The organism is uncultured Granulicatella sp. (assembly GCF_963545075.1).
GTDB lineage: Bacteria > Bacillota > Bacilli > Lactobacillales > Aerococcaceae > Granulicatella.
Map to the genome: position 1 here is coordinate 1 of NZ_CAUUHX010000029.1, position 22301 is coordinate 22301.

Genomic DNA, 22301 nt, shown 5'->3' on the forward strand with positions numbered 1-22301 from the left:
ATTAGTAGATCGCGTAGCTAAAAAAACGCAATTAACAAAGAAAGATGTTTCAGCAGCAGTTGATGCATTATTCGAAACAATTCAAGAAGCATTACAAGCAGGTGAAAAAGTACAAGTTATCGGATTTGGTAACTTTGAAGTACGTGAACGTGCTGCTCGTAAAGGACGTAACCCTCAATCAGGAGAAGAAATCCAAATCGAAGCTAGCAAAGTTCCTGCATTCAAAGCAGGTAAAGCTTTGAAAGATGCTGTAAAAAACTAATCAGTTTATTATGACATTTTCATAGAAACTATTTCATAAAGGTGCTATATTAGAGTTAAATCAATATAGCATCTTTTTTGTTGCCTATAGAAATGGAGAAATTATGAAATCAATCGTTAAACAAATTCAAAATGCATTAGAAGAACAAGAGTTAGAAAAAGTATATTCACTTTTTCATCAATTTATGGAAGAAGTGACAGAAGATAACATAGAAGAATTAATTGATTTAGCTGCCTTTAGTGCGAGTAGTGGATTTTTTGATGAAGCAAGACAGGCATATTTATTATTAACGCAATTTGAACCTGAAGAATCTGCTTGGACCATTTTACTTGCTGAAATTTTAGTGAACCAAGGGGAATATGATCAAGCTTTATCTGTTTTATATGATATTCCTGAAGATAACCCGAATTATCCAAGCGTTTTAGTGATTTTATCGGAATTATATAAAGCACAAGGCTATTATGACGTAGCTGAAAGAAAGTTATTACTCGCAAAAGAATTAGCTCCTGAAGAAGCTATTTTAGATTTTTATTTAGGAACTTTATTGTTTGAATCAGGTTCGATGGAGAGAAGTGTTCAGTATTTAGAAAGATTTTTAAAAAATTCCCAGGAGGAAACTGGAGAAGAAAATCGTGCAAGAGAATTATTAGTGGAAGCTTCTTTAGAAATGGGGAATGCAGAACCTTTACAAGAACTAGTATCAGATGAAGGATTAGAATCAGCTTCGAATGAGTTATTAATTAGTATTGCAAAACATGATATCCAAGAAGGAAATTATGACCATGCAGAAAAAATCTATCAAGAAGTGTTATCTCGTGATGAAGAAAATTATGAAGCCTTACTAGGATTAAGCCATATTCAAATGTTTAAACATGATCATTTAAAAGCAATTATGAGCTTATCTAAAATTACAGAAATTTATCCATATGAAAAAGATCCATTCTTTAGTTTAGGCGTTTCTTATTTATCGATTGGACAAATGGAAAAAGGACAAGAAGCCTTAAAACAAGCTTATGAATTATCGCCTGAATCATTTGAGATTCTGCAAGCTTATACAGAAGTATTATTATACCAAGAAGAGTTTGAAGAGGTACAAGATATTTTAGCCCAAGAGATAGAAGAAGGCTTAGAGAATGGTCAAATTTTTTATTTAATGGCAAGAGCAAAAGAAGGGCTAGAAGAATTCGAAGAAGCACTAGAGTTTTATCAAAAAGCTAGTGTGGAATTAGAAGATTCAGTAGAGTTTATTGTTGATTATGTAAGATTCCTTCGAGAGGAAGGCAGAATTGCTGAAGCAAAAGAGTGGTTAGAACATGGTCAACATCTTGAACCATTAAATGAGGATTTACAAGAATTACAGCAATATTTTGAAGCATAAGGAGTGGAGAAGATGTTTCAACCGAGTTTAGAGGATAAGAAAAACTTTATTTCATGGTTTGTGTCGAATCATGCTTTAAAAAGAAGAGAAGCCTTATGGATATTAAATTATTTATTAAATCATGAAATATTATTAAAACAAATTCATTTTGTTGAACGAGTGGATTGTACACCAAAAGGAATGTGGTTTTCGACAGAGAAAGCACCTGATGAATCGTTTTATTTTTATAAAGCAGGTTCACGTTTTAGTAATCCAGAACAAGCTTTTCATGATATTCGATTGAATTGGAAAGAAGAATGTTATATTGAAATGGAATTCGAAGATGCTTACTTAACGATGGTTAAATTTGGTATACTAGAAAAAAATCCTTTTTATGAAGAAGAAAGTTCTTCAGATGAAGAGATACATCAAGCATTAACAGAAATACAAACAAGTGTATTGAAACAAGAAATTTTAGCTCAAATTGATCAAGCGTTAGAAACTGGAAATCAAGAGCTATTTATTAAATTAACAGAACAATTGAAAGAACTTGAAAAGTAAGAGAAAGAGAGGCGAGTGAATGTCGATTCAAAAAGAACCATTATTTTTAGAAGCATTACCTGTAATGCAACAATTAGTTGATGCAGGATATGAAGCCTATTTTGTAGGTGGTTCAGTAAGAGATATGCTCCTTCATAAGCCTATTTCAGATGTAGATATTGCTACAAGTGCTACTCCGCAAGAAGTGAAAGAAATCTTTCCTCATACAGTAGATGTAGGAATTGAGCATGGAACAGTAATGGTGATTCATCATAAAGAAGGTTATGAAGTCACTACTTTTAGAACAGAAGAAGGTTACGAGGATTTTAGACACCCAGATAAGGTAACTTTTGTTCGCTCGTTAGAAGAAGATTTAAAACGTCGTGATTTTACGATTAATGCTTTAGCGATTGGGATTGATGATCAATTAATGGATTTCTTCGATGGAATTGGGGATTTAGAGCGTCAATGTATTCGCTGTGTTGGAGATGCAAAAGAACGTTTTAATGAAGATGCATTACGGATGTTTCGTGCGGTACGTTTTGTTGGTCAGTTAGGATTCCAAGTTGAAGAGGAAACGAAGAATGCTATTTCTCTTTTAAAAATGAATTTATCTAAAGTAGCTGTGGAACGAATGAAAGTGGAATTTGAAAAAATGATTCAAAGCCCTTACCGTAAAGCAGCGTTGCAATTATTTGTTGAAACGGGCTTATACCAAGCGTGTCCATTATTTGATGGGAAAGATGAGATTCTTTTGAAATTAGCAAAATTTCCTTTAAAAGAGATGAGTGTCTTGCAAGCTTGGATTTTATTCGTAGATGAATTAAATTTGAGTGATAAAGAAGTAACTCACTTATTGAAATCTTGGAAGTCTTCAAATGAACAAATTCGAGATGTATTAGTTGGATATAGAACGTATCGTGCAAGAAAAAATGCTGAGTGGAATTTCTTTTTAGCTTATGATTGTTCATATGAAGTTGCCTGTGAAGTGGAGCAATTATTGATTGCTCAAGGTGAAAGTGTTTCCATGGAAGACTTAGAAGCTACGTATCAGTCGTTACCGATTCGTTCCATGAATGATATTCAATTGAATGGTCATGATATTATTCGTATTTTAAAATTAGATAAAAAAGGCCCTATTATAGGGCAGGTATTAAAAACGGTTGAAACAATGATTTTAGAGCAAAGTATACAAAATGATGCAGAAATTTTGGAATCTTATGTTTTAACTCACTTTGGAACTGGAAAGTGAATAATCATTGAAAATATTTGTGTTCAATGGTAAAATTCGAAGAGTAAAGAATAAAAAAGTGTTTTCACTGCTGAAAAGAGTGAGAACATACATAAAAAGGAGAGACTTTTATGAAAAAAGTAATGTCAGGATTACGTTTTGTATTCCGTAACGGAGAAACATGGACGATTAACCGTCGTTTAATTGGAGATTTATGGATCAAACAAGTTACAACATCGTTTGGTCGTATTAATGGAAGTGAATTCCAAGAAATTCATCCATGTGAATCATTACGTATTGAAGTGTTTCCTGAAGCAGACCACGTAATGTCTGAAGACATTAACTTAGGTGGATTAGAATTAGGAATGTTCGAACGTGTTAAAAAATATAGCGATATCGAATTAATGGATATTTTATATTTAGATAGCGATCATCCAAAATCAGACGTGATTGTTTCAACAGATCGTGTTTACTTCCCATATAGCCCAGTAGATGAAGATGGAAATGACAATAAATACCAAAGTTCAGCTATTGGCACACATGGTCACTTATACATTGTAATTGACCCAGCGAAAACTGTGGAAGATATTTACCCAGAGATTTAATTACGAAGGACTCTTTGATATAGTAGTAAAGGACGGAAGCAGCCACCTTTGGTGTCTCATTCCTAAAAATTGAGCCTAGGTCTCAATTTTTCCTAGTAAAAGTAGCCGGTTTTCGGCTACTTTTACGCTTACTACTATAAAGAGTCCTTCTCCATTTTTTACGTAAAGATATGAAGGTACGTATGAGAAGAGGACTTCTTGATATAGTAGTAGAGGACGGAAGCAGCCACCTTTGGTGTCTCATTCCTAAAAATTGAGCCTAGGTCTCAATTTTTCCTGTACTAGAATCTGATTCGGATTCTAGTACTCATACTACTATAAGAAGTCTTTCTTCATTTTTACGTAAGGATATGAAGGTACGTATGAAAAGAGGAATTCTTTGATATAGTAGTAAAGGATGGAAGCAATGCTACTATAAGGAGTCTTTTTTTGTTCATAAAATATTCACCTGAAAACATCTGATAATAAATTGACAATAAAGAAGGAAAACAGGTAAAATAACCATGATTGAAACAAAAAAGAAGGTGAGTAAATGCCGACATATCAAGTAGGATATGATGATAATACATGGGATTTTAATGATGCCATAGCAGCCGCTAAAGTAGGCGATGTATTGGAAATCCAAAAAGATTATTACTTAAAATTTTCAACGGATAATCCATATGAAATTACAAAAAATCTTACTTTTTTAGGATTATTAGATGAAGAAAATGGAGAATCATTCTTCACGAATAAATTTCAAGGATGTATTGCTCTTGATTGTGGAGCATCCGTAGTATTTGAAAACATTTGGTTTACGAATGTTAGCAATACAACATTAATGATTATTAACGAAAACTGTGCTGTTACGTTTAAAAACTGTGTTTTTGAATGTACAGAAGAAGATAATGAAAATTATTTAATGTTTGCGAAAGACGATTCTTTTGTTACATTTGAAAATTGTAAAACACATTTTATTAGTGATAGTGGAAATCAAGGCATTTATTTTAGAAATAGTTCATTAACAGTAAGTGATTGTTTCTTCCAATGGCGAACAATTGGTGAAGGTTCGGAGATGAAATTTACAAATACCATTTGTGAGAATTATTTTGGAAATGCTGTTTACTTACAAAAAGATTCACGATTAGAAGCTAATAATTGCCAATTTTATGGTGGCGATATGCTGAAAGGTTATCCAATGATTTGGGTCAGTGATTCTTCATTCCAATTAGATACAGGAATTATTGGTAAACTAGATAGAGGACAAGGAATCTATTCTGAAAATAAAAGTGGCGTAACTTTGACGGAAGTAACGGTTCAATCAATGGATTTGAGAGCAACAATTACTCGTTTAAATAATTGTAAAATTATGGATAACTTTGATTTAGGTCCAAATACTTATTGCTTTGCTGACGGAATGATTACATTCCAGTGTGAAAGTAAGTCAAGTATTCCATTAAGATTGTATTATTGCTCAACTATTTTTGCGAAACAACTTTTATTTGAAAAATCTCTTGAAGTGTCTATCAAAGGATTAGAATCTTCATTAATTCATGTTCAAGAATTAATGTATGCACAAGGTAGTTCGAGTGAATTAAACATTGATACAGATGAGAATTCGATTTTACATGCATCTGTTCGTCATACCAAAGCAATTGGAGCAGAAGGAGATGAAAATGCTCCTAAAGAATTAGATAGTTATGAAGAATTACAAAGCCTAGTTGGGTTAGAAGCTGTTAAAAAAGAAATCGATACATTAATTGGAATGGTTGATTATAATAAACAACGTGTTTCAAGAGGGGAACCACCTCAACAATTAGTATTACACTCATTATTTATGGGAAATCCAGGTACGGGTAAAACAACCGTTGCACGTTTAATGGGTAAAATCTTATTTGAACGAGGAGCTTTATTTGGAGATACATTTAAATTTGTAGAAGTTTCTGAATCAGATTTATTATCTGGATATGTAAACCAAACAACGACTCAAACTTTAGCAAAATTAGAAGAAGCACGTGGTGGGGTACTATTCATTGATGAAGCTTATTCCTTAGATAAGAAGAGTACGAATGATACTGGTAAAGAAGCTATTACAACGATTCTTAAATATATGGAAGACCATAAAAATGAGATTATGATTATTTTTGCGGGATATACGAAAGAAATGGAACAATTTTTACAAATTAATCCAGGATTAACTTCACGTGTTCCAAATCGATTAAATTTTGAAGACTATACTCCAGAACAAATTGTTCAAATGGGGATTAAAGGTCTACAAAAAAATAGCTATGAAATTGCAGATGTGGAGTACTATACACGTAAAGTGACGTTGGAATATAATCGTTCCTTAGATCGTAGTAATGCTCGTTGGATTCGTAATTTTAACGAAAAGATAATTAAACAATTAATTGCTCGTGTTATTGCTGAGAAAAGTGAAGATATTTCGCTCATTACAAATGCAGATATTGATGCTGTTCTAGAGATTGGTAAGTATCAAGACAATGGTACGAAGAAAGATGCATGGCAAGAATTACATCAATTAATTGGTCTTCATAAAGTGAAAGAGCAAGTAGAAGATTTTATTGCTCAAGCTGAAATGAATCGTAAACGTGAACAAGAAGGATTTGCAACTTCTGCTACGACTTTACATTCATTATTCTTAGGAAATCCAGGTACAGGTAAAACAACGGTTGCTAGAATTGTTGCAGAATTATTGTACCAAAAAGGCTTAATTGCTACGAATAAATTAATTGAAGTATCTCGTGGTGATTTAATTGGCGGTTATCAAGGGCAAACAGCTATTAAAACAAGAGAACATTTACATGCTGCTCTTGGTGGAGTTTTATTTATTGATGAAGCTTATTCTTTAAAACATGGCTCTAGTGATAATTTTGGACAAGAAGCTATTGATGAAATCTTGAAATTTATGGAAGATCATCGTCGTGATATGGTTGTTATTTTTGCAGGATATCATAAAGAAATGGCAGAGTTTTTAGAATCTAACTCAGGATTGAAGAGTCGTGTTCCTACGACATTTGATTTTGAAGACTATAGTCCAGATGAAATTGCACAGATTGGTGAATTTATCCTGCAAGGTCAAGGCTATCAATATGATGCAGAAAGTTACAGAGCAGTTGTGAAGGAAGCTTATGCTATAACTGATGACCATAGTAATGGACGTTGGATTCGTAACTTTAACCAAAAATTATTGGCGCATATGTCTCGTCGTGTGACAAAAGATGAGTCAAGTGATTTTAATACGATTACAAGTGAAGATTTAGAAAAAATGAGGGAGGCATAAGATGACAGATTATGTAGCACCACCAAAAAAGAAAAAAGATTCTGATAATGAAAACAAGGACTATGTAGTAGTTCCAAAATCAGATGATTACGTAGCTCCTCTAAAAAGAGATGATTATGTAGCACCACCAAAAAAAGGACAATCAAATTCTTCAGATTATGTTGATCCGACTTCAGATGAATGGAAAAAGAATCCAGTCTTTCAAACTAAACCTTCTTCAGAATATCCAAAGGATTCAGAATTAGATCCTCAAATTATTCCTTACTCAGGATATGGTGGATATTTTGATACACCGAAGCAAGACTTTAGTTTTTATTTAACTGGATATTTAGTAATTTCACTATTACAATACTTTGCTTCTTTTAGAGAGATGGGATTTTTTGGAAAAATCTTCTGGTTTGGGTATATTTTGCTTTCTAATTATACTTATAGTTGGTATGCCGATTATCGTCGTTTTAAAGGTGGAATTTTAGGATGGTTCTTTACACCATATGGTGGAATTCGTGCTGGATATGCTGCTTCTGAAGTAATGGATTATAGTACTGGGAAAGTCAAACGTGGACTATTCGGTGGCTATAAGATGAAAATGAAGAAAGATATTGGATCACATCTGCTTTCATTTTTGATTATTACGCTTATTGTAGAAATTATTAAATATTTTGTAGCAATTCCAGTTGCCTTTATCTCGTTATTCTTCCATAAGAGTACAGTTCGCAAATATGTAAGAGCCAGCGAAGAGGCTGTAAGAGGATAGGACTTGCATTTTTAATAAAAATAGCGTATTATTTTGATATTCGTAGAAGAGAACGTTCTATTTTTGATACAATGAGCGAGCTAATGGTTGGTGAAAGATTAGCATGTCCCTCAAAGATAGAGAATCATCTCTGAGATATATTTCCGAAATAATAGTAAGAAATATCGCCTAAATAGCGTTAACAATTTACCAAGTTGAGAAGTACAAATAACTTTTCAAGAATTTGGGTGGTACCGCGAAACTTTCGCCCCTGCTTTTGCAGGGGATTTTTTATTTTATAGACAAAGGAGGAAATGCAATGAAGATGAAAGAAACATTGCAAATTGGAAAAACAGAATTTCCAATGCGTGGGAATTTACCTACAAAAGAATTAGATTATCAACAAGAATGGGAAGAAGCAAACCTTTATGCACAACGTCAGTTAAAAAATGAAGGTAAACCTTCTTTCGTATTACATGATGGTCCTCCATATGCCAATGGGGATGTTCACATGGGACATGCGTTAAATAAAATTTCAAAAGACTTTATCGTTCGTAGTAAATCAATGAGCGGATTCCGTGCACCATTTGTTCCAGGTTGGGATACACACGGATTACCAATCGAACAAGCTTTAGCAAATGCTGAAGGTGTTGATCGTAAAAAAATGTCAGTAGCAGATTTCCGTAAATTATGTGCAGAATATGCTTGGCGTCAAATCGACAATCAAAGAACAGTGTTCAAACGTTTAGGTGTAACGGGTACATGGGATAACCCATATGTAACATTAAAACCTGAATTTGAAGCTGAACAAATTCGTGTGTTTGGTAAAATGGCTGAAAATGGCTATATTTACAAAGGATTAAAACCAATTTATTGGTCACCATCTAGTGAATCTTCATTAGCTGAAGCAGAAATCGAATATAAAGATGTAGAAAGTGCTTCTATTTATGTAGCATTCAAAGTAAAAGATGGAAAAGGTTTATTGGGTGAAGATACTTCATTTGTGATTTGGACAACAACTCCTTGGACACTTCCTGCAAACTTAGGAATTTTCGTTCATCCTGATTATGTCTATGCACAAGTGAAAACTTCTGCTGGTACATTCGTTGTTGCTAAAGATTTAGTAGAATCATTAACAGCTACATTAGGTTGGGAAAATGTTGAAATTTTACAAGAATTCCCTGGTAGTGCGTTAGAATATATGACAGCTTGGCATCCATTCTATGAACGTGAATCATTAGTGATGAATGGGGACTATGTAACATTAGATGCGGGTACTGGTTTAGTTCATACAGCTCCTGGACACGGGGAAGACGACTTCTATTATTCACGTAAATATAATTTAGCAGTATTATCTCCAGTAGACGGCCAAGGTTGTTATACAGATGAAGCACCTGGATTTGAAGGAATGTTCTATGCAGATGCGAATAAAGTCATTACAGACTTATTAACTGAAAAAGGTGCATTATTAAACTTAAGTTATTTTGTACACAGCTACCCACATGACTGGCGTACGAAAAAACCAGTTATTTTCCGTGCGACACCTCAATGGTTTGCTTCAATTGATGCATTCCGTCAAGAAATCTTAGATGTGATTGAAAACGACGTAAAATGGTATCACCCATCTGGTCAAGTTCGTATTTATAACATGGTTCGTGACCGTGGCGATTGGGTAATTTCTCGTCAACGTGTATGGGGAGTTCCATTACCTGTATTTTATGCTGAAAATGGTGAACCAATTATTACACCAGAAACAACAGAACATGTTGCTCAAATTTTTGAAAAACATGGTTCAGATGTATGGTTCGAATGGGATGCGAAAGATTTATTACCAGAAGGTTTCACTCATCCAGATTCTCCAAATGGTATCTTTACAAAAGAATTAGACATCATGGATGTATGGTTTGACTCAGGTAGTTCTCATGCTGGAGTTTTAGGAACTCGTGAAGAATTATCATTCCCAGCGGATATGTATTTAGAAGGTAGTGACCAATACCGTGGATGGTTTAACTCAAGTTTAACAACAAGTGTTGCGATTCATCACCAAGCTCCATATAAATCAGTTCTTTCTCAAGGATTCGTAATGGATGGAGAAGGGAAGAAAATGAGTAAATCATTAGGAAATGTTATTTCTCCAGCTAAAGAAATGAAGACTAAAGGGGCAGATATTATTCGTTTATGGGTAAGTTCTGTGGACTACGAGTCAGACGTTCGTATTAGTGATGATATCTTAAACCAAGTTTCAGAAGTTTATCGTAAAATCCGTAATACAATGAGATTTATGTTAGCTAATACAACTGATTTTGATCCTAAAGCTCACGCAGTAGCGTTTGAAGATTTACGTACAGTGGATCAATATATGTTAGTACGCTTCAATCAATTAGTAGATAGTATCCGTAAAGCATATGATAACTATCAATTCTCAACTGTTTACCAAGGGGTTATCAACTTCTGTACTGTTGACTTATCACAATTCTATTTAGACTTTGCTAAAGATGTTGTGTATATTGATCAAGAAAATGGCTTTGAACGTCGTGCAATGCAAACAGTATTGTATGATATCTTAGTGAAATTAACAAAATTATTGAGTCCAATTTTAGTGCATACAACAGAAGAAGTATGGAAATACTTAAAAGAAGAGGAAGCTTATGTTCAATTAGCAGAATTCCCTGAAGTAACTCATTATGAAGGTGAAGAAGCTATTTTAGCTCGTTGGGCTGAATTCTTTAAAGTTCGTAATACAGCTCTTAAAGCATTAGAAGAAGCTCGTAATGAAAAATTAATTGGTAAAAACTTTGAAGCAAAAGTGACATTATATCCAACTCAAGAAGTGGCTGATTTATTAGACAGTTTACAAACAGATGTTGCTCAATTATTCATCGTTAGTCAATTAGAAGTTGCGCCAGTGGGAACTGTAGCTCCTGAAAATGCTGTTCAAGGTGAAGGTGTTTCAGTGGTTGTTGAACATGCACAAGGTGAAACTTGTCAACGTTGTCGTGCGGTGAAAGTAGAAGTAGGAACATTAGAAGATGCTCCAACATTATGTCATCGTTGTGCGACAATTGTGCGTGAATTTTATCCAGAAGCGCTTCTTGGCGAAGAGTAAATTTGTTTTAAAAGACTTCCTGTTATAGTAGCAAGCGGACGGCAGCAAACCTACGGTTTCATGCCTAAAATTTGAGCCTAAGGTCTCAAATTTTCCGGTGATAGAATCTGTGATGTCAGATTCTATCACTTGTGCTACTATGGAAGTCTTTTTTGTATCGGTCATATGATAGAAGGACGGATAAATGATGGGATGACTTTCTAGTATAGTAGCAGGCGGACGGCAGCAGCCCTGCGGTCTCATGCCTAGTGCTACTATGGTTCGTCTATAATAAAAATAGCTCTTTCCTAATTAGGAGAGAGCTGTTTTTTTTGTTGTGAGAGATACTGTGTCTTTAATTGTTCTAGTGAATGCGCAACGCAACAGTAGCGATAGAGTCGAATCGATGGTTGAGTCGCTTCTTCTTCAATCTTAAAGAGAAAATAATGATCCTGATGATCCAATGCATTCTTTCCATTCAGCTTAAAGTAAGGACGATTCGATTTTGCCATGGATAGTAATACATCATCGATTAAAAAAGTCAGAGGAATCGTTAGAGAAGAATAGCGATAAAAATCTTCTTCAAAACGATGGTACTCTTCACTAAAATAATTCATTTGCAGTTCATTACGATAATAATCTTGCTGATTCATACTGTTCCTCCTCTACTTGTTGAATAGAAACGATGTTCTCAATAAAAATTCTTTGATAGCCTTTACTGAGTTTTAATAAACATTCCGTAGCAGTGAGGTTTTCTAATGTACCTGTATAGTGCAATAGTTGCTTTTTTTCAATAATAGAAATATGAGCTTTTAAAGCATATAAATGTAATTGCCCTAATAATAAATATTTTTCTTCTAAATTGAGTTGCGAATGAGTAGGGATAGGAATTGCATCATCTTCTAATGCACTTGTATGTTCAGAAAGGAAAAATCCCATCCACTTTGCCATTTTTCGATCTTGATATAAGCGAGCAGAACGAAAGGGTAAATAAGAACGATCAATCATTTTAATCCCTCCAATCCTCCAGCAGAATGTCCTCCAATGAGTTTGCTACGAGCAATATTTCTCGAACTTTCTAACAGGGAAGTTCCTTTTTGAATCGATAAAAATCCAAATTCATCTCGAATGCCATCAATGGCTTGTTGTAATTTTTCTTCTTTTTCCATGAGACTGGGATCATCGAATAATGAAATGATGGAATATTTATCATCTACTAAGTCACTATAGCGTACTCCAATTTGGCGGACAGCACCGCTATGATATTTTTTGCGAAATAATTGTAAGACAGCCTTTGTTAAGATGGCTGTTTGATTACTTGGTTCAATGGCTTCTTGGCAATGAAGCGAGGATTTCATTTCATATTTTGAAAAACCGATATAAATAGAAATGAGTTTTGTTTTTTTATGTCGTCTTCTTAAGCGAATGGCTACTTGTTCCGCCATTTCTGATAAGACAACTTCTACATCTTCTTGATGAATATAATCTCGTGGTAAAATCTGTGAATTACCAATTCCTTTTGATTGTACTTTATATGGTTGATGGATATTACTTTCATCAACTCCATTGGCATGAAACCAAAGCTGGACTCCTATGATACCAAATTCTTTTTGTAAATCATCTGGATTACTCTCAGCTAATTCTTTAATACTATGAATCCCTAGTTTATGTAATCTTTTTTCTGTTCTACTGCCAATTCCCCAGAAATCGGTTAAGGAAGGAATATTCCATACCTTTGTTTCCACATCTTCATAGGACCAGTTTGCCCGCATTGTTTTAGTTTTTTTAGCTTCATTATCTAGAGCCAGTTTAGCGAGCAGGGGATTTGCATTGCTCATCCCAACAGTTGAGATGATTCCTGTTTTTCTCCATATTTCTTGTTGGATTTTGGAGGAAAGGACATCTAATTTTTCCTTTTTAGTTAATTGATGATGTGAGATAAAATAATTCAAGGAAGAAGTTAAATCAATAAACGCTTCATCAATGGAATAAGGAAGAATATCTGTCGGTGCAGCAAATCTTTGAAAAATCTTTTGAATTTCCATGTTTTTTTCAATGTATCGATCCATTCTCGGAGGCACAATCAATGTTTTTTGTGCCCAATTTTCTACATAGCGAATAAAATTTCGATTGATGGGTAATCCTTGTCTTTTTGCAGCAGCTAGATTGAATTTTCTTGTTTGAATATGAAACGGTAAATCATAAGAACGACTGACATTTGCTTTTCCAAAAATTTTCTTGAAAATAGGGGAAGAAGCAAGAATCAGTCCATTAGCATTATCTGCACGACTCATAACACAAAGGCAAGTTGTTAATGGATTTAATCCACGGTCTACACACTCCACACTAGCATAGAAGGATTTCATATCAATAAAGGCAATATTACTATGCGGTTCTCTTGCATAATCAATAACGGTCATTTTAAACCTCTAGGAAGCAGATACTGGCATAAAGTGATTCACGACTAGTCCAACTACTTGTGGATTGTCTTCATAAGGAATGAATTGTTCTGGATAATTCGGATTTAGAGAAACCATTTTAAAGCCTTGTTCATCTCGATATAATTTCTTAATATAAACTGCCTCGTTCCAAGTTAGGGCATAGACAGCTCCATCATAGTCAAATCCATTCGCTTGAATAAGAGCGACTTCACCATTTTGATAAGTTGGACTCATTGAATCTCCTTGAATCCATGCCGCAATATCATAGCCTCGTTGCTCTGTTGGAGAGTAGACAATTTCTGTTTCATATTCATCAAAAATTCCTTTTCCTAATCCGGCAGAAAGTTTTACCTCTGCTAATACGGTAATCGGATAGAGCGTTTGTTGACTTTGTTGCTGATGAAGTAATTGCTCTACATAGTGTTCTGCCTTTCTTTGATTGTTCGAATGCAGTTGTAAGTAGTTCGTCACAATAGTGTATTCCGATTCAAAATAACTAGCTTCTACATTGAAAATTTCTGCTAGTGCGATTAAATTTTTTTGATTTGGAATGGTTTTTCCATTTTCCCAATGATGGTAAGCGACTCGACTAATTTCTAATTGTTTAGCGATAAAAGATTGAGAATATCCTTGTTGCGTGCGGATTTCTTTTAGGCGATTGGCTGAAAACATGATACACCTCCGTTGTTAATTTATAACTTAACAACAGTTTAGCATAGGAAATGTCGAATGGCAATATCTTGCCTATATTAATAGCGAATAAAATTGAAAAATAATAAGATACAAGAGAAGAACAGGGAGGAATGATATGAGAAATAAAGTTCGTTTTAAAGAAAAATTATTTCTAGGGACAACATTATCATTTGAATTTGATGGAAGTACGATTGGAAAAGAAGCTACTCCTAATCAATGGGTGCATGGAAAATGTTCAATTGAAAATGCTTTTGTATCTTTAAAAGTTAATGGAGAATTTCTCCGTGTAAGAGAAGTGGATCAATGGATTGAATCTTTAAGAAGAATGAAAGAAAATGAAGGAACAGAACCTTGGCATTTATCATTTGAAGAAGAGGATATCGCCTTATATTTTTCTCCTAAAGAATATGAATCAGATGTTTGCTTATTAGGAATTCGAATACGTCCTTTTATTAAAGGTGGCAGATATTTAACAGAATATTATGAGATTAGTTTATTTGACGAAGAAATTTTTAAATTGTTAGCTTTCTTAGAATCTTGTCGTGAATATAGTGTTCCTCCAGTGGAAGAAGTTGAGCCGACTCATCAAGATGGAGAATATAAATATTGTCGTGTAAGCTTTGAAGGTAGTCGAAAACAATATGTATATTTATGCCATAAAAATTTAGAAGTACAAGTGGGGGATTATGTAACGGTTCCTGTGGGAGAGTATTTCCAAGAAGTAGAAGCTTTCGTCGAAAAAGTCTTTTACGGGGATGAAGAGGCAGCAGATTTTCCAATTGAAGAATTGAAATATATTACGAATGTTGTTTCTTCCAATCAAGAAGCTGTGAACGAGTATCAGTTATCCATTCCAAAAGAAGAGATTATTTATAATTCTAGAGAAAATGAATTAAAAGAGAAAACGATTTTTGGTAGAAAAACTAAAACGGTCAACCCTGTTCATATTTTAAAAACAACGATTGGGGAATTTTGGCTGGAAGCAGATGGAGAAGTTATTCCAATGCATTACGAATTTACGAAATTAAGAGTATGGAAAGAAAATTTAGTCAATGGGGCATATCGTTTAAAACCAGCACAACTAGAGGAATTAGAAGGAAAAATGGTTGTATTAAAAACTTCGATGGACTTTGAGGAAATGCGCTATATTAAATCTTATGAGGGAATTGATTTATTAGGAGCCCAGTGGCAGTGGAATCAGCTAGCAGTCGGAATGTGGGCTGAAAAGGTAGATCCAGAACACTATGAGATTGAAGTGGATTCAAACGGTGTCGTTTACTATCCACCAACAGCTAAGAAGGCTTCCTTTGGTGTAGCGTGGACAACTTATGTGGACGATGAAGATGCTACGATTTGGATGAATATAGAGTAAATAGGTGAAGAGATGACGGAAAAATTATTTATAAATAGAGAGATTAGATGTTTGCATTGTAGACGACATTTTAATATACGGGAATATCAAAAAGTTGAATTACCCAGACAACAAGAATTGATTCCTTATATTTTAGATGGATCTATTTTTGAATTTGAATGTCCTCATTGTCGAGAAGAATATACTGTGCTAAAAGATCAAGAGGAATTTGTGATTGACAATCAGGAAAAGAAATATCGTATTTATTATAGTGACAATGAATATGATAGTGGTGTTAAACTCATGCAAGTGTCACATGGATTAGGAATTACATCAGAAGAGGAAAAAGATTTTGTGCTTGAAGTTCGTGAATTGGATGAACAAGGGTATCGTATTCGTTTTGAAGCTAACTATAGTGCTGCAGTGGAGAAAATGGTGATTTTTGAAGCGGGTTTAAATGATGTGGCTGTTGAATTGCTGAAAGCATTTATGGAGCTTCAGTATGAGTTTGATAAAGAATTTCATCGTTTAGTATTCATAGATGATCAAGATAGAGCTTTTGTTGGTGTACAGGATGATCGTCCAGTATTTGCAGTAGAATTTGATGAAGAGGAATATGAGGCGATTTTAGAAGAATTTGCTGAAGAGTGTGAATGTATACAGTATGAAGTTGATACTTATGAAATTAAGAAAATTATGAAAAAGCGTCTCGAAGAACTGGAAGAGGACGAAAACTAGGCTTTGCTGAGGTTGCAATGAGTTTTAGTCGTTTAACAAATTTGTAGGTTAGTTAAGTTGAAAACTTGGTTGTTAAGAAGCTTTATAATAAAATAAAAAACTTTTCTATAGTAGCAGTAATGAAATTCGCGTCAAGCGGATTTTATTAATAGGAAACATCGAGACCGTGGCTCGATGTTTAGCAATGAGCCTCGCTTTTGCGAGGCTGCTTGCGTCCTTGCTACTCTAGAAAAGTTTATTTTATTTAATGTTACTGAATTAATCTAATTCTGATTCTTGGTATTCTGGATATCCGTGGGCTACACGACTTGCTGCTGCTGCTGCAATAGCACCTACGATATCATCTAAGAATGTGTGGCAGTAGCCACTTGATTTATCATTTAATAATTCTAAAATTCCTGGTTTTACTTTATCGATATAACCATAGTTTGTAAATCCGATAGAACCATAAACATTTACGATTGATAAAGCAAGAATTTCGTCTACACCATATAAACCTTCATCTTTTGTAAGAATATCGTTTAAGGGTTGTGATAATTGATTTTTTTCAGCTAATTTATCTAACTCAATTCCTGTAATAATGGCATTTTGTACTTCACGTTTTTTTAGAACAAATTCAACATTATTGTAGCAGTGTTCAAGCGTTAAATTAGGAAAATATGGTTCTTGTAAGAAATAAACTAATTTTGCAATTTCTTCTAATTCAACTCCACGTTCATGAAGAAGTGATAGTGCATATTCATGTAATTCTTTTGTATTTTTCATAAAAAACTCTCCTTCCACGTTTCCAGAATTTAAAAGTGGAAACGAATACATCATTATAACATATATTCCTAGAAAAGAGAAGAACTATGAATGGTTTGGATTCTCTTCTCAGGATGAATGTATGCCATTGCTTGGTTGACAGCAATCGGTGCTTCCCCAAATCCTGTTGCGATAATTTGAACTTTTCCTTCGTAAGTGGCGATGTCTCCAACGGCAAATACACCTGGAAGGTTTGTTTCCATTTTACTATTTGTGATAATCGCATTTCTTTGCAGTTCTAATCCCCAATCTTTAATCGATCCGATAGAAGAGGAAATACCATAGCTGACAATAAAGTCGTCCACTTCTAATTCGATTTCTTCTTCTCCACGAGCTTGTTTGAAAGTGACCGATTGAAGTGTATTTCCATCTCCATTTAAGCGTTCAGGAATGAACGGTGTGAAGATTTCAATAGAAGATTGTTGTAGTAATTCAACACTATGCTCTTGTGCTCTAAATTGTGGGCGACGGTGAATGATGCTAACTTTTTTCGCAATTTTTTCTAATGTTAATGCCCAGTCAACTGCTGAATCTCCGCCACCACAAATAGCAATGTTTTTATCTCTAAATTGTTCTAAATTCGTTACGAAGTAGTACAATTGTTTATTTTCGTAATTTTCTGCGCCTTCTAATTCTAATTTACGAGGACGGAAAGCTCCATTTCCGCATGCAATAACAATCGTTCTTGCAAAGTGTTTTTGTTTAGAGGTTGTAATTTCATAGTAGTCTTCATGTTTTTCAATTTGAAGAGCTTCTTCTTCTAAGCAAATTTGTGTAGCTTCAAATCGATCTAATTGCTTGATTAAGTTTTCTACTAAATCTCCCGCTAAAATTTCAGGATAAGCGGGAATATCATAAATCATTTTTTCAGGATATAACATTCCTGGTTGTCCTCCAAGTTGAGGAAGGCTTTCGATAATTTTTACACTAGCTTGACGAAGTCCTGCATAAAAAGCTGTAAATAATCCAACGGGTCCGCCACCAATAATGGCAATATCTACGATTTCTGTTGTCATTTTATTCTCCATTCTTAGAAATATAAGAAGCGTAATAGGATAGCAATGACAATTCCTGTCATCGCACCACCAAATACTTCTACTGGTTTATGTCCAAGATATTTCTTAATAATTAATTTTTTATTTTCTTCTGTATTAAATAATTGAATCGGTTCATCATCATCAATTTCAATCTCTGATAATTTTGTAGATTCATCTCTTAATTGTTCCTCAAATAATTGAGATAATAAAATTCCTTGTTCACCACTTTGACGTCTAACCGCCATCGCATCAAACATGACAATTACACCAAATGTTGTAGCAATTGCTACAAGAGGAGAAGCAAATCCATATTCCAATCCGAGAGCTGTAATGAGTGAAGTAACGGCTGCAGAGTGAGAACTCGGCATTCCACCCGTACTTGTCATAAGGGATAAATGTGCTCCTTTTTTTCGAGTAAAAAAGGCAATTGGAAATTTAACAAATTGTGCAAATAATATTGATGATAATGCTGCTATTAAAGGATAATTTTCAAAAATAGTCATATAGATACACTCTTTCCTAATTAGTCTTTTATACTATACCATATTCTCAAACGTTATACCAAATAAGGAAAGGAAAAACAGTAAATAAAAGGGGAAAGTTTTTGACGAGCGTGGTATACTAGGCACAGTAGAATTCGAAAGAAGGTATATTCATGACAGAAGTAAATCAAGTCCCAATTCACTGTGAAACATGTCAAAAGTCCTTTGACTATACGATTTATCAAAATGTGAATGTGACTGAAACTCCAGAGTTAAAAGAAAAATTAATCAATCAAACAGTATTTCAATGTACTTGTCCACATTGTGAACAAAAATACTTTATTCCATATATTTTGAATTATCAGGATATGGATAAGAAAATTTTAATTCATTTCTTTCCAAAAGAAGAAGAGATGCAAAAGGAATTGCAACAAGTCTTAATTGATGATCAAACAACGAATCAAGATTTCTTAGATTGCGGATATGCTGTTCGTTATGTGGGAAGCTGTGATGAATTTTTTGAAAAGTTATGTATTGCAGAAGAAGGTTATGACGATCGTATCATTGAAATTGTAAAATATTACTGTGTAGATCGAATGTTGCAAAAAAATATTGTATTCGATCGTATTCTTTTTAGTAATCAACAAGAAGCAGGAGTGGGAATTTATATTGTAAATGGAAAGAAAATTTCTCATTTTATTCCTGTATCAGAAGAGCTGTTAAAAATTGCAGAAAAACAATTAGAAAAAGCAAAACCAGAAAAAGATTTGTTAGTAGATCGCTATTGGGCACAAATTGTTGCTTCTGTTGGAGAAGAGTAGGTTGAAACGTCGCCCATAAATTGATAAAAAAGGCATTTTATGGTTTAATTGAAACAGTATAAAACTTAGAAAAGAAGGGAAGAATAAAGGGAAAATGGTTATATTTCCACAATTAAGAAGACAATTAAAAGGTAACCCTGTTGTAATTTTACATACAAATATGGGGGATATTACTTTAGAATTATTTAAAAAGCGTGCACCAAAGACGGTTAAAAACTTTGTGACACATGCGAAAAATGGATACTATGATGGAGTCATTTTCCACCGTGTGATTGAAGACTTTATGATTCAAGGTGGAGACCCAACTGGTACAGGTATGGGCGGTGAATCGATTTGGGGTCCAAAATTTGAAGATGAATTTTCAAAAGAATTATTTAATCTTTACGGAGCTCTTTCAATGGCAAATGCTGGACCAAATACAAATGGCTCACAATTTTTCATCGTAACAGCGAAACATGTTCCTGCTCAAATGTTAACACAATTAAAAGAGATGGGATGGCCAGAAAAAATTGTTGAAGCTTATGCAAAAGATGGTGGAACACCTTGGTTAGATCATCGTCATACTGTGTTCGGTCGAGTTGTTGAAGGAATGGACGTTGTATTAAAAATCGAATCCGTTAAACGTAATGGTCAAGACCGTCCATTAGAAGATGTTGTGATTGAATCAACGACAGTAGTGAAAAGGTAGGGGTTGAACATGACACAGATGTATCGCATTGGAGATGTGATTACTGCTAAAGTGACAGGAGTTCAACCTTATGGAATTTTTCTAGCATTGGATGAAGAAACACAAGGATTAATTCATATTTCTGAATGTAAGCATGGATATATGGATAATGTGCATAATTTTGTAAAAATTGGAGAAGAAGTAACTGCAAAAGTAATTGATGTAGATGAATTTACCGATAAAATTAGTTTATCAATTCGTGCATTAGAAAAATTAGATGTACCTTCTACACCAACGAGAATTAAGAGAAATAAGAAACGCTTTACTCCTCCAATTGGATTTTCATCTTTAGCGCACCAATTACCGTATTGGATTGAAGAGGCGCAAGAAAAATTTGTAAAGCCGAAGGAAAATAAAGCATAGTAGTACTCATTTTATAGAAAAATTGATATAATGAAAGAAGAAATTTTTAGGAGGTTCATCATGGGACATATTTCATTTGATTATTCCAAAGCATTAGGTTTCTTTAATCAAGAAGAAATCGATCAATTACAATCAACTGTAACAGCAGTTGACAAAGATTTAAGAGAGGGATTAGGAGCAGGTGCAGATTTCACTGGTTGGATTAACTTACCACGTGACTATGATAAAGAAGAATTTGCTCGTATCAAGGAAGCAGCTAAAAAAATTCAAGAAGATTCTGAAGTATTAGTTGTTATTGGTATCGGTGGTTCATATTTAGGAGCTCGTGCAGCAATTGATTTCTTAAATCATGCATTCTACAACTATTTACCAGCAGAACAACGTAAAACACCTCAAGTGTTATTCGCAGGAAACAGCATTAGCTCAACTTACTTACATGGTTTAATTGAGTTAATTGGCGACCGTGATTTCTCAGTAAACGTTATTTCTAAATCAGGTACAACGACAGAACCAGCGATTGCGTTCCGTGTATTCAAAGATTTATTAATTAAAAAATATGGTAAAGAAGAAGCGGTTAAACGTATTTATGCAACAACTGACCGTGCTCGTGGAGCATTAAAATCAGAAGCAGATGTTGAAGGCTATCAAACATTTGTGATTCCAGATGATGTAGGTGGACGTTTCACTGTATTAACAGCTGTAGGTTTATTACCAATTGCTGTAACTGGTGCAGATGTAGATGCGTTAATGCAAGGGGCTGAAGATGCTCGTGTGGCTTATAGCTCACCAAACTTAAAAGAAAATGAAGCTTATCAATATGCGGTAGCTAGAAATGTATTATATCGTAAAGGTAAAGTGACTGAATTATTAATTAATTATGAACCAACTTTACAATACTTCTCTGAATGGTGGAAACAATTATTCGGTGAATCTGAAGGGAAAGACTTGAAAGGTATTTATCCTTCAAGTGCAAACTTCTCAACTGATTTACACTCATTAGGTCAATATATCCAAGAAGGTCAACGTAATATCTTCGAAACTGTTATTAAAGTGGGTACTCCTAATGAAACTGTAACAATTCCTGAAACTGAGGAAGATTTAGATGGTTTAGGTTATTTACAAGGTAAAACAATGGATTTTGTAAATACAAAAGCTTTCCAAGGTACTTTATTAGCACATACAGATGGTCAAGTACCAAACTTTGTTGTAACAATTCCTGATATGTCAGCTTATACTTTAGGTCATTTAATTTACTTCTTCGAAATCGCTGTAGGTATTTCTGGTTACTTAAATGGTGTGAATCCATTTGACCAACCTGGTGTTGAAGCGTATAAGAAAAATATGTTTGCTTTATTAGGTAAACCAGGATTTGAAGACTTAGCAGAAGAGTTGAACAATCGTTTATAATTTAAATAATTTTTAATGGAATTTCCCAAATGTAGCAAGGACGCAAGCAGCCTCGCCAAGCGAGTCTCATTGCTAAATTTTGAGCCTAAGGTCTCAAAATTTCCTGTGATTGGAACGGCTGAGCCGTTTCAATCACTACTGCTACGGGGAAATTCCTTTTTTGTTGTCATCATAAGATGGGAGACGTATTGGAGTTAGAAATGGAATTTCCAAAATGTAGCAAGGACGCAAGCAGCCTCGCTAAGCGAGTCTCATTGCTAAATTTTGAGTCTAGGTCTCAAAATTTCCAGTGATTGGAACGGCTATGCCGTTTCAATCACTACTGCTACGAGGAAATTCCTTTT

Annotated in this window: 21 protein-coding genes; 14 read left to right on the plus strand and 7 right to left on the minus strand. The window is 34.2% G+C overall.

Annotated features, from left to right (window positions below; translation table 11 throughout):
* From RWZ86_RS05200 to ileS, 8 genes are all read left to right on the plus strand, one after another.
* The coding region (locus RWZ86_RS05200) for an HU family DNA-binding protein (protein ID WP_314680484.1) at positions 1-262 on the plus strand (262 nt) is incomplete at its 5' end.
* Positions 263-365: 103 nt separating this feature from the next.
* Complete coding sequence (locus RWZ86_RS05205; RefSeq protein ID WP_314680485.1) at positions 366-1640, plus strand: tetratricopeptide repeat protein; 1275 nt, start codon at positions 366-368, stop codon at positions 1638-1640.
* Between the two features lie 12 nt (positions 1641-1652).
* Positions 1653-2180 carry a YpiB family protein gene (locus RWZ86_RS05210; RefSeq protein WP_314680486.1) on the plus strand — a complete coding sequence of 176 codons (528 nt, stop codon included), beginning with the start codon at positions 1653-1655 and terminating at the stop codon, positions 2178-2180.
* Positions 2181-2199: 19 nt separating this feature from the next.
* Positions 2200-3411 (plus strand): CCA tRNA nucleotidyltransferase, encoded by a 1212-nt coding sequence (locus tag RWZ86_RS05215; RefSeq protein WP_314680487.1) that lies wholly within the window; start codon positions 2200-2202, stop codon positions 3409-3411.
* Between the two features lie 110 nt (positions 3412-3521).
* Entirely contained in the window at positions 3522-3995 is a 474-nt protein-coding gene (locus tag RWZ86_RS05220) for a hypothetical protein (protein WP_314112559.1), read from the plus strand.
* A gap of 532 nt (positions 3996-4527) precedes the next feature.
* Positions 4528-7275 carry an AAA family ATPase gene (locus RWZ86_RS05225; RefSeq protein ID WP_314680488.1) on the plus strand — a complete coding sequence of 916 codons (2748 nt, stop codon included), beginning with the start codon at positions 4528-4530 and terminating at the stop codon, positions 7273-7275.
* A 1-nt stretch (position 7276) separates the two neighbouring features.
* Positions 7277-8029: a hypothetical protein gene (locus tag RWZ86_RS05230; protein ID WP_314680489.1), complete on the plus strand. Its 753-nt coding sequence runs from the start codon at positions 7277-7279 to the stop codon at positions 8027-8029.
* A gap of 298 nt (positions 8030-8327) precedes the next feature.
* On the plus strand, positions 8328-11114 hold the full coding sequence (ileS, locus tag RWZ86_RS05235) for an isoleucine--tRNA ligase (protein ID WP_314680490.1): 2787 nt from the start codon (positions 8328-8330) through the stop codon (positions 11112-11114).
* 287 nt (positions 11115-11401) lie between these two features.
* Here the strand turns inward: ileS and RWZ86_RS05240 are convergent, their stop codons facing one another.
* From RWZ86_RS05240 to RWZ86_RS05255, 4 genes are read right to left on the minus strand one after another with little or no spacing between them, the layout of a single operon-like run.
* Positions 11402-11746 (minus strand): DUF5960 family protein, encoded by a 345-nt coding sequence (locus tag RWZ86_RS05240; protein WP_314680491.1) that lies wholly within the window; start codon positions 11744-11746, stop codon positions 11402-11404.
* Positions 11721-12101, minus strand: coding sequence for a hypothetical protein (locus RWZ86_RS05245; protein WP_314680492.1), 381 nt, complete (start codon positions 12099-12101; stop codon positions 11721-11723). The genes RWZ86_RS05240 and RWZ86_RS05245 overlap by 26 nt, the downstream gene beginning before the upstream one ends.
* The gene (locus tag RWZ86_RS05250) at positions 12098-13513 is read right to left on the minus strand and encodes a Y-family DNA polymerase (RefSeq protein WP_314680493.1); all 1416 of its coding nucleotides are present in this window, start codon (positions 13511-13513) and stop codon (positions 12098-12100) included. Before RWZ86_RS05250 ends, RWZ86_RS05245 begins: the two co-directional genes overlap by 4 nt.
* 9 nt (positions 13514-13522) lie before the next feature.
* Positions 13523-14206, minus strand: coding sequence for an XRE family transcriptional regulator (locus RWZ86_RS05255; RefSeq protein WP_314680494.1), 684 nt, complete (start codon positions 14204-14206; stop codon positions 13523-13525).
* A gap of 136 nt (positions 14207-14342) precedes the next feature.
* Between RWZ86_RS05255 and RWZ86_RS05260 the strand changes: the two genes are divergently transcribed.
* Positions 14343-15599, plus strand: a complete 1257-nt coding sequence (locus RWZ86_RS05260) for a hypothetical protein (RefSeq protein ID WP_314680495.1) — start codon at positions 14343-14345, stop codon at positions 15597-15599.
* A gap of 12 nt (positions 15600-15611) precedes the next feature.
* Positions 15612-16316: a CpXC domain-containing protein gene (locus tag RWZ86_RS05265; RefSeq protein WP_314680496.1), complete on the plus strand. Its 705-nt coding sequence runs from the start codon at positions 15612-15614 to the stop codon at positions 16314-16316.
* A gap of 258 nt (positions 16317-16574) precedes the next feature.
* Here the strand turns inward: RWZ86_RS05265 and RWZ86_RS05270 are convergent, their stop codons facing one another.
* The 3 genes from RWZ86_RS05270 to RWZ86_RS05280 form a co-directional block, all read right to left on the minus strand.
* Positions 16575-17081, minus strand: coding sequence for a phosphatidylglycerophosphatase A (locus tag RWZ86_RS05270; RefSeq protein WP_314680497.1), 507 nt, complete (start codon positions 17079-17081; stop codon positions 16575-16577).
* A gap of 68 nt (positions 17082-17149) precedes the next feature.
* Positions 17150-18136, minus strand: coding sequence for an NAD(P)/FAD-dependent oxidoreductase (locus RWZ86_RS05275; RefSeq protein ID WP_314680498.1), 987 nt, complete (start codon positions 18134-18136; stop codon positions 17150-17152).
* A 14-nt stretch (positions 18137-18150) separates the two neighbouring features.
* Entirely contained in the window at positions 18151-18660 is a 510-nt protein-coding gene (locus tag RWZ86_RS05280) for a divergent PAP2 family protein (RefSeq protein WP_314078392.1), read from the minus strand.
* Positions 18661-18812: 152 nt separating this feature from the next.
* Here RWZ86_RS05280 and RWZ86_RS05285 point away from each other — a divergent pair, with 152 nt between their 5' ends.
* The 4 genes from RWZ86_RS05285 to RWZ86_RS05300 all read left to right on the plus strand — a co-directional run bounded on the left by RWZ86_RS05285 (position 18813) and on the right by RWZ86_RS05300 (position 21957).
* Complete coding sequence (locus RWZ86_RS05285) at positions 18813-19460, plus strand: CpXC domain-containing protein (RefSeq protein ID WP_314680499.1); 648 nt, start codon at positions 18813-18815, stop codon at positions 19458-19460.
* A 94-nt stretch (positions 19461-19554) separates the two neighbouring features.
* Complete coding sequence (locus RWZ86_RS05290) at positions 19555-20148, plus strand: peptidylprolyl isomerase (protein WP_006702335.1); 594 nt, start codon at positions 19555-19557, stop codon at positions 20146-20148.
* A 9-nt stretch (positions 20149-20157) separates the two neighbouring features.
* Positions 20158-20550 (plus strand): CvfD/Ygs/GSP13 family RNA-binding post-transcriptional regulator, encoded by a 393-nt coding sequence (locus tag RWZ86_RS05295; protein ID WP_314680500.1) that lies wholly within the window; start codon positions 20158-20160, stop codon positions 20548-20550.
* A 60-nt stretch (positions 20551-20610) separates the two neighbouring features.
* The gene (locus tag RWZ86_RS05300; protein WP_314680501.1) at positions 20611-21957 is read left to right on the plus strand and encodes a glucose-6-phosphate isomerase; all 1347 of its coding nucleotides are present in this window, start codon (positions 20611-20613) and stop codon (positions 21955-21957) included.
* The last annotated feature ends 344 nt before the right edge of the window (positions 21958-22301 follow it).

Excerpts from the sequence above, each read along its gene's own strand:
- RWZ86_RS05260 (WP_314680495.1), top strand. The coding sequence starts at position 14,343 with ATGAGAAATAAAGTTCGTTTTAAAGAAAAATTATTTCTAGGGACAACA.
- RWZ86_RS05240 (WP_314680491.1), bottom strand. The coding sequence starts at position 11,746 with ATGAATCAGCAAGATTATTATCGTAATGAACTGCAAATGAATTATTTT.
- RWZ86_RS05230 (WP_314680489.1), top strand. The coding sequence starts at position 7,277 with ATGACAGATTATGTAGCACCACCAAAAAAGAAAAAAGATTCTGATAAT.
- RWZ86_RS05265 (WP_314680496.1), top strand. The coding sequence starts at position 15,612 with ATGACGGAAAAATTATTTATAAATAGAGAGATTAGATGTTTGCATTGT.
- RWZ86_RS05225 (WP_314680488.1), top strand. The coding sequence starts at position 4,528 with ATGCCGACATATCAAGTAGGATATGATGATAATACATGGGATTTTAAT.
- RWZ86_RS05220 (WP_314112559.1), top strand. The coding sequence starts at position 3,522 with ATGAAAAAAGTAATGTCAGGATTACGTTTTGTATTCCGTAACGGAGAA.
- RWZ86_RS05255 (WP_314680494.1), bottom strand. The coding sequence starts at position 14,206 with ATGTTTTCAGCCAATCGCCTAAAAGAAATCCGCACGCAACAAGGATAT.
- RWZ86_RS05280 (WP_314078392.1), bottom strand. The coding sequence starts at position 18,660 with ATGACTATTTTTGAAAATTATCCTTTAATAGCAGCATTATCATCAATA.
- RWZ86_RS05250 (WP_314680493.1), bottom strand. The coding sequence starts at position 13,513 with ATGACCGTTATTGATTATGCAAGAGAACCGCATAGTAATATTGCCTTT.
- ileS (WP_314680490.1), top strand. The coding sequence starts at position 8,328 with ATGAAGATGAAAGAAACATTGCAAATTGGAAAAACAGAATTTCCAATG.
- RWZ86_RS05300 (WP_314680501.1), top strand. The coding sequence starts at position 20,611 with ATGGGACATATTTCATTTGATTATTCCAAAGCATTAGGTTTCTTTAAT.
- RWZ86_RS05295 (WP_314680500.1), top strand. The coding sequence starts at position 20,158 with ATGACACAGATGTATCGCATTGGAGATGTGATTACTGCTAAAGTGACA.
- RWZ86_RS05210 (WP_314680486.1), top strand. The coding sequence starts at position 1,653 with ATGTTTCAACCGAGTTTAGAGGATAAGAAAAACTTTATTTCATGGTTT.
- RWZ86_RS05245 (WP_314680492.1), bottom strand. The coding sequence starts at position 12,101 with ATGATTGATCGTTCTTATTTACCCTTTCGTTCTGCTCGCTTATATCAA.
- RWZ86_RS05205 (WP_314680485.1), top strand. The coding sequence starts at position 366 with ATGAAATCAATCGTTAAACAAATTCAAAATGCATTAGAAGAACAAGAG.
- RWZ86_RS05215 (WP_314680487.1), top strand. The coding sequence starts at position 2,200 with ATGTCGATTCAAAAAGAACCATTATTTTTAGAAGCATTACCTGTAATG.
- RWZ86_RS05290 (WP_006702335.1), top strand. The coding sequence starts at position 19,555 with ATGGTTATATTTCCACAATTAAGAAGACAATTAAAAGGTAACCCTGTT.
- RWZ86_RS05285 (WP_314680499.1), top strand. The coding sequence starts at position 18,813 with ATGACAGAAGTAAATCAAGTCCCAATTCACTGTGAAACATGTCAAAAG.
- RWZ86_RS05270 (WP_314680497.1), bottom strand. The coding sequence starts at position 17,081 with ATGAAAAATACAAAAGAATTACATGAATATGCACTATCACTTCTTCAT.
- RWZ86_RS05275 (WP_314680498.1), bottom strand. The coding sequence starts at position 18,136 with ATGACAACAGAAATCGTAGATATTGCCATTATTGGTGGCGGACCCGTT.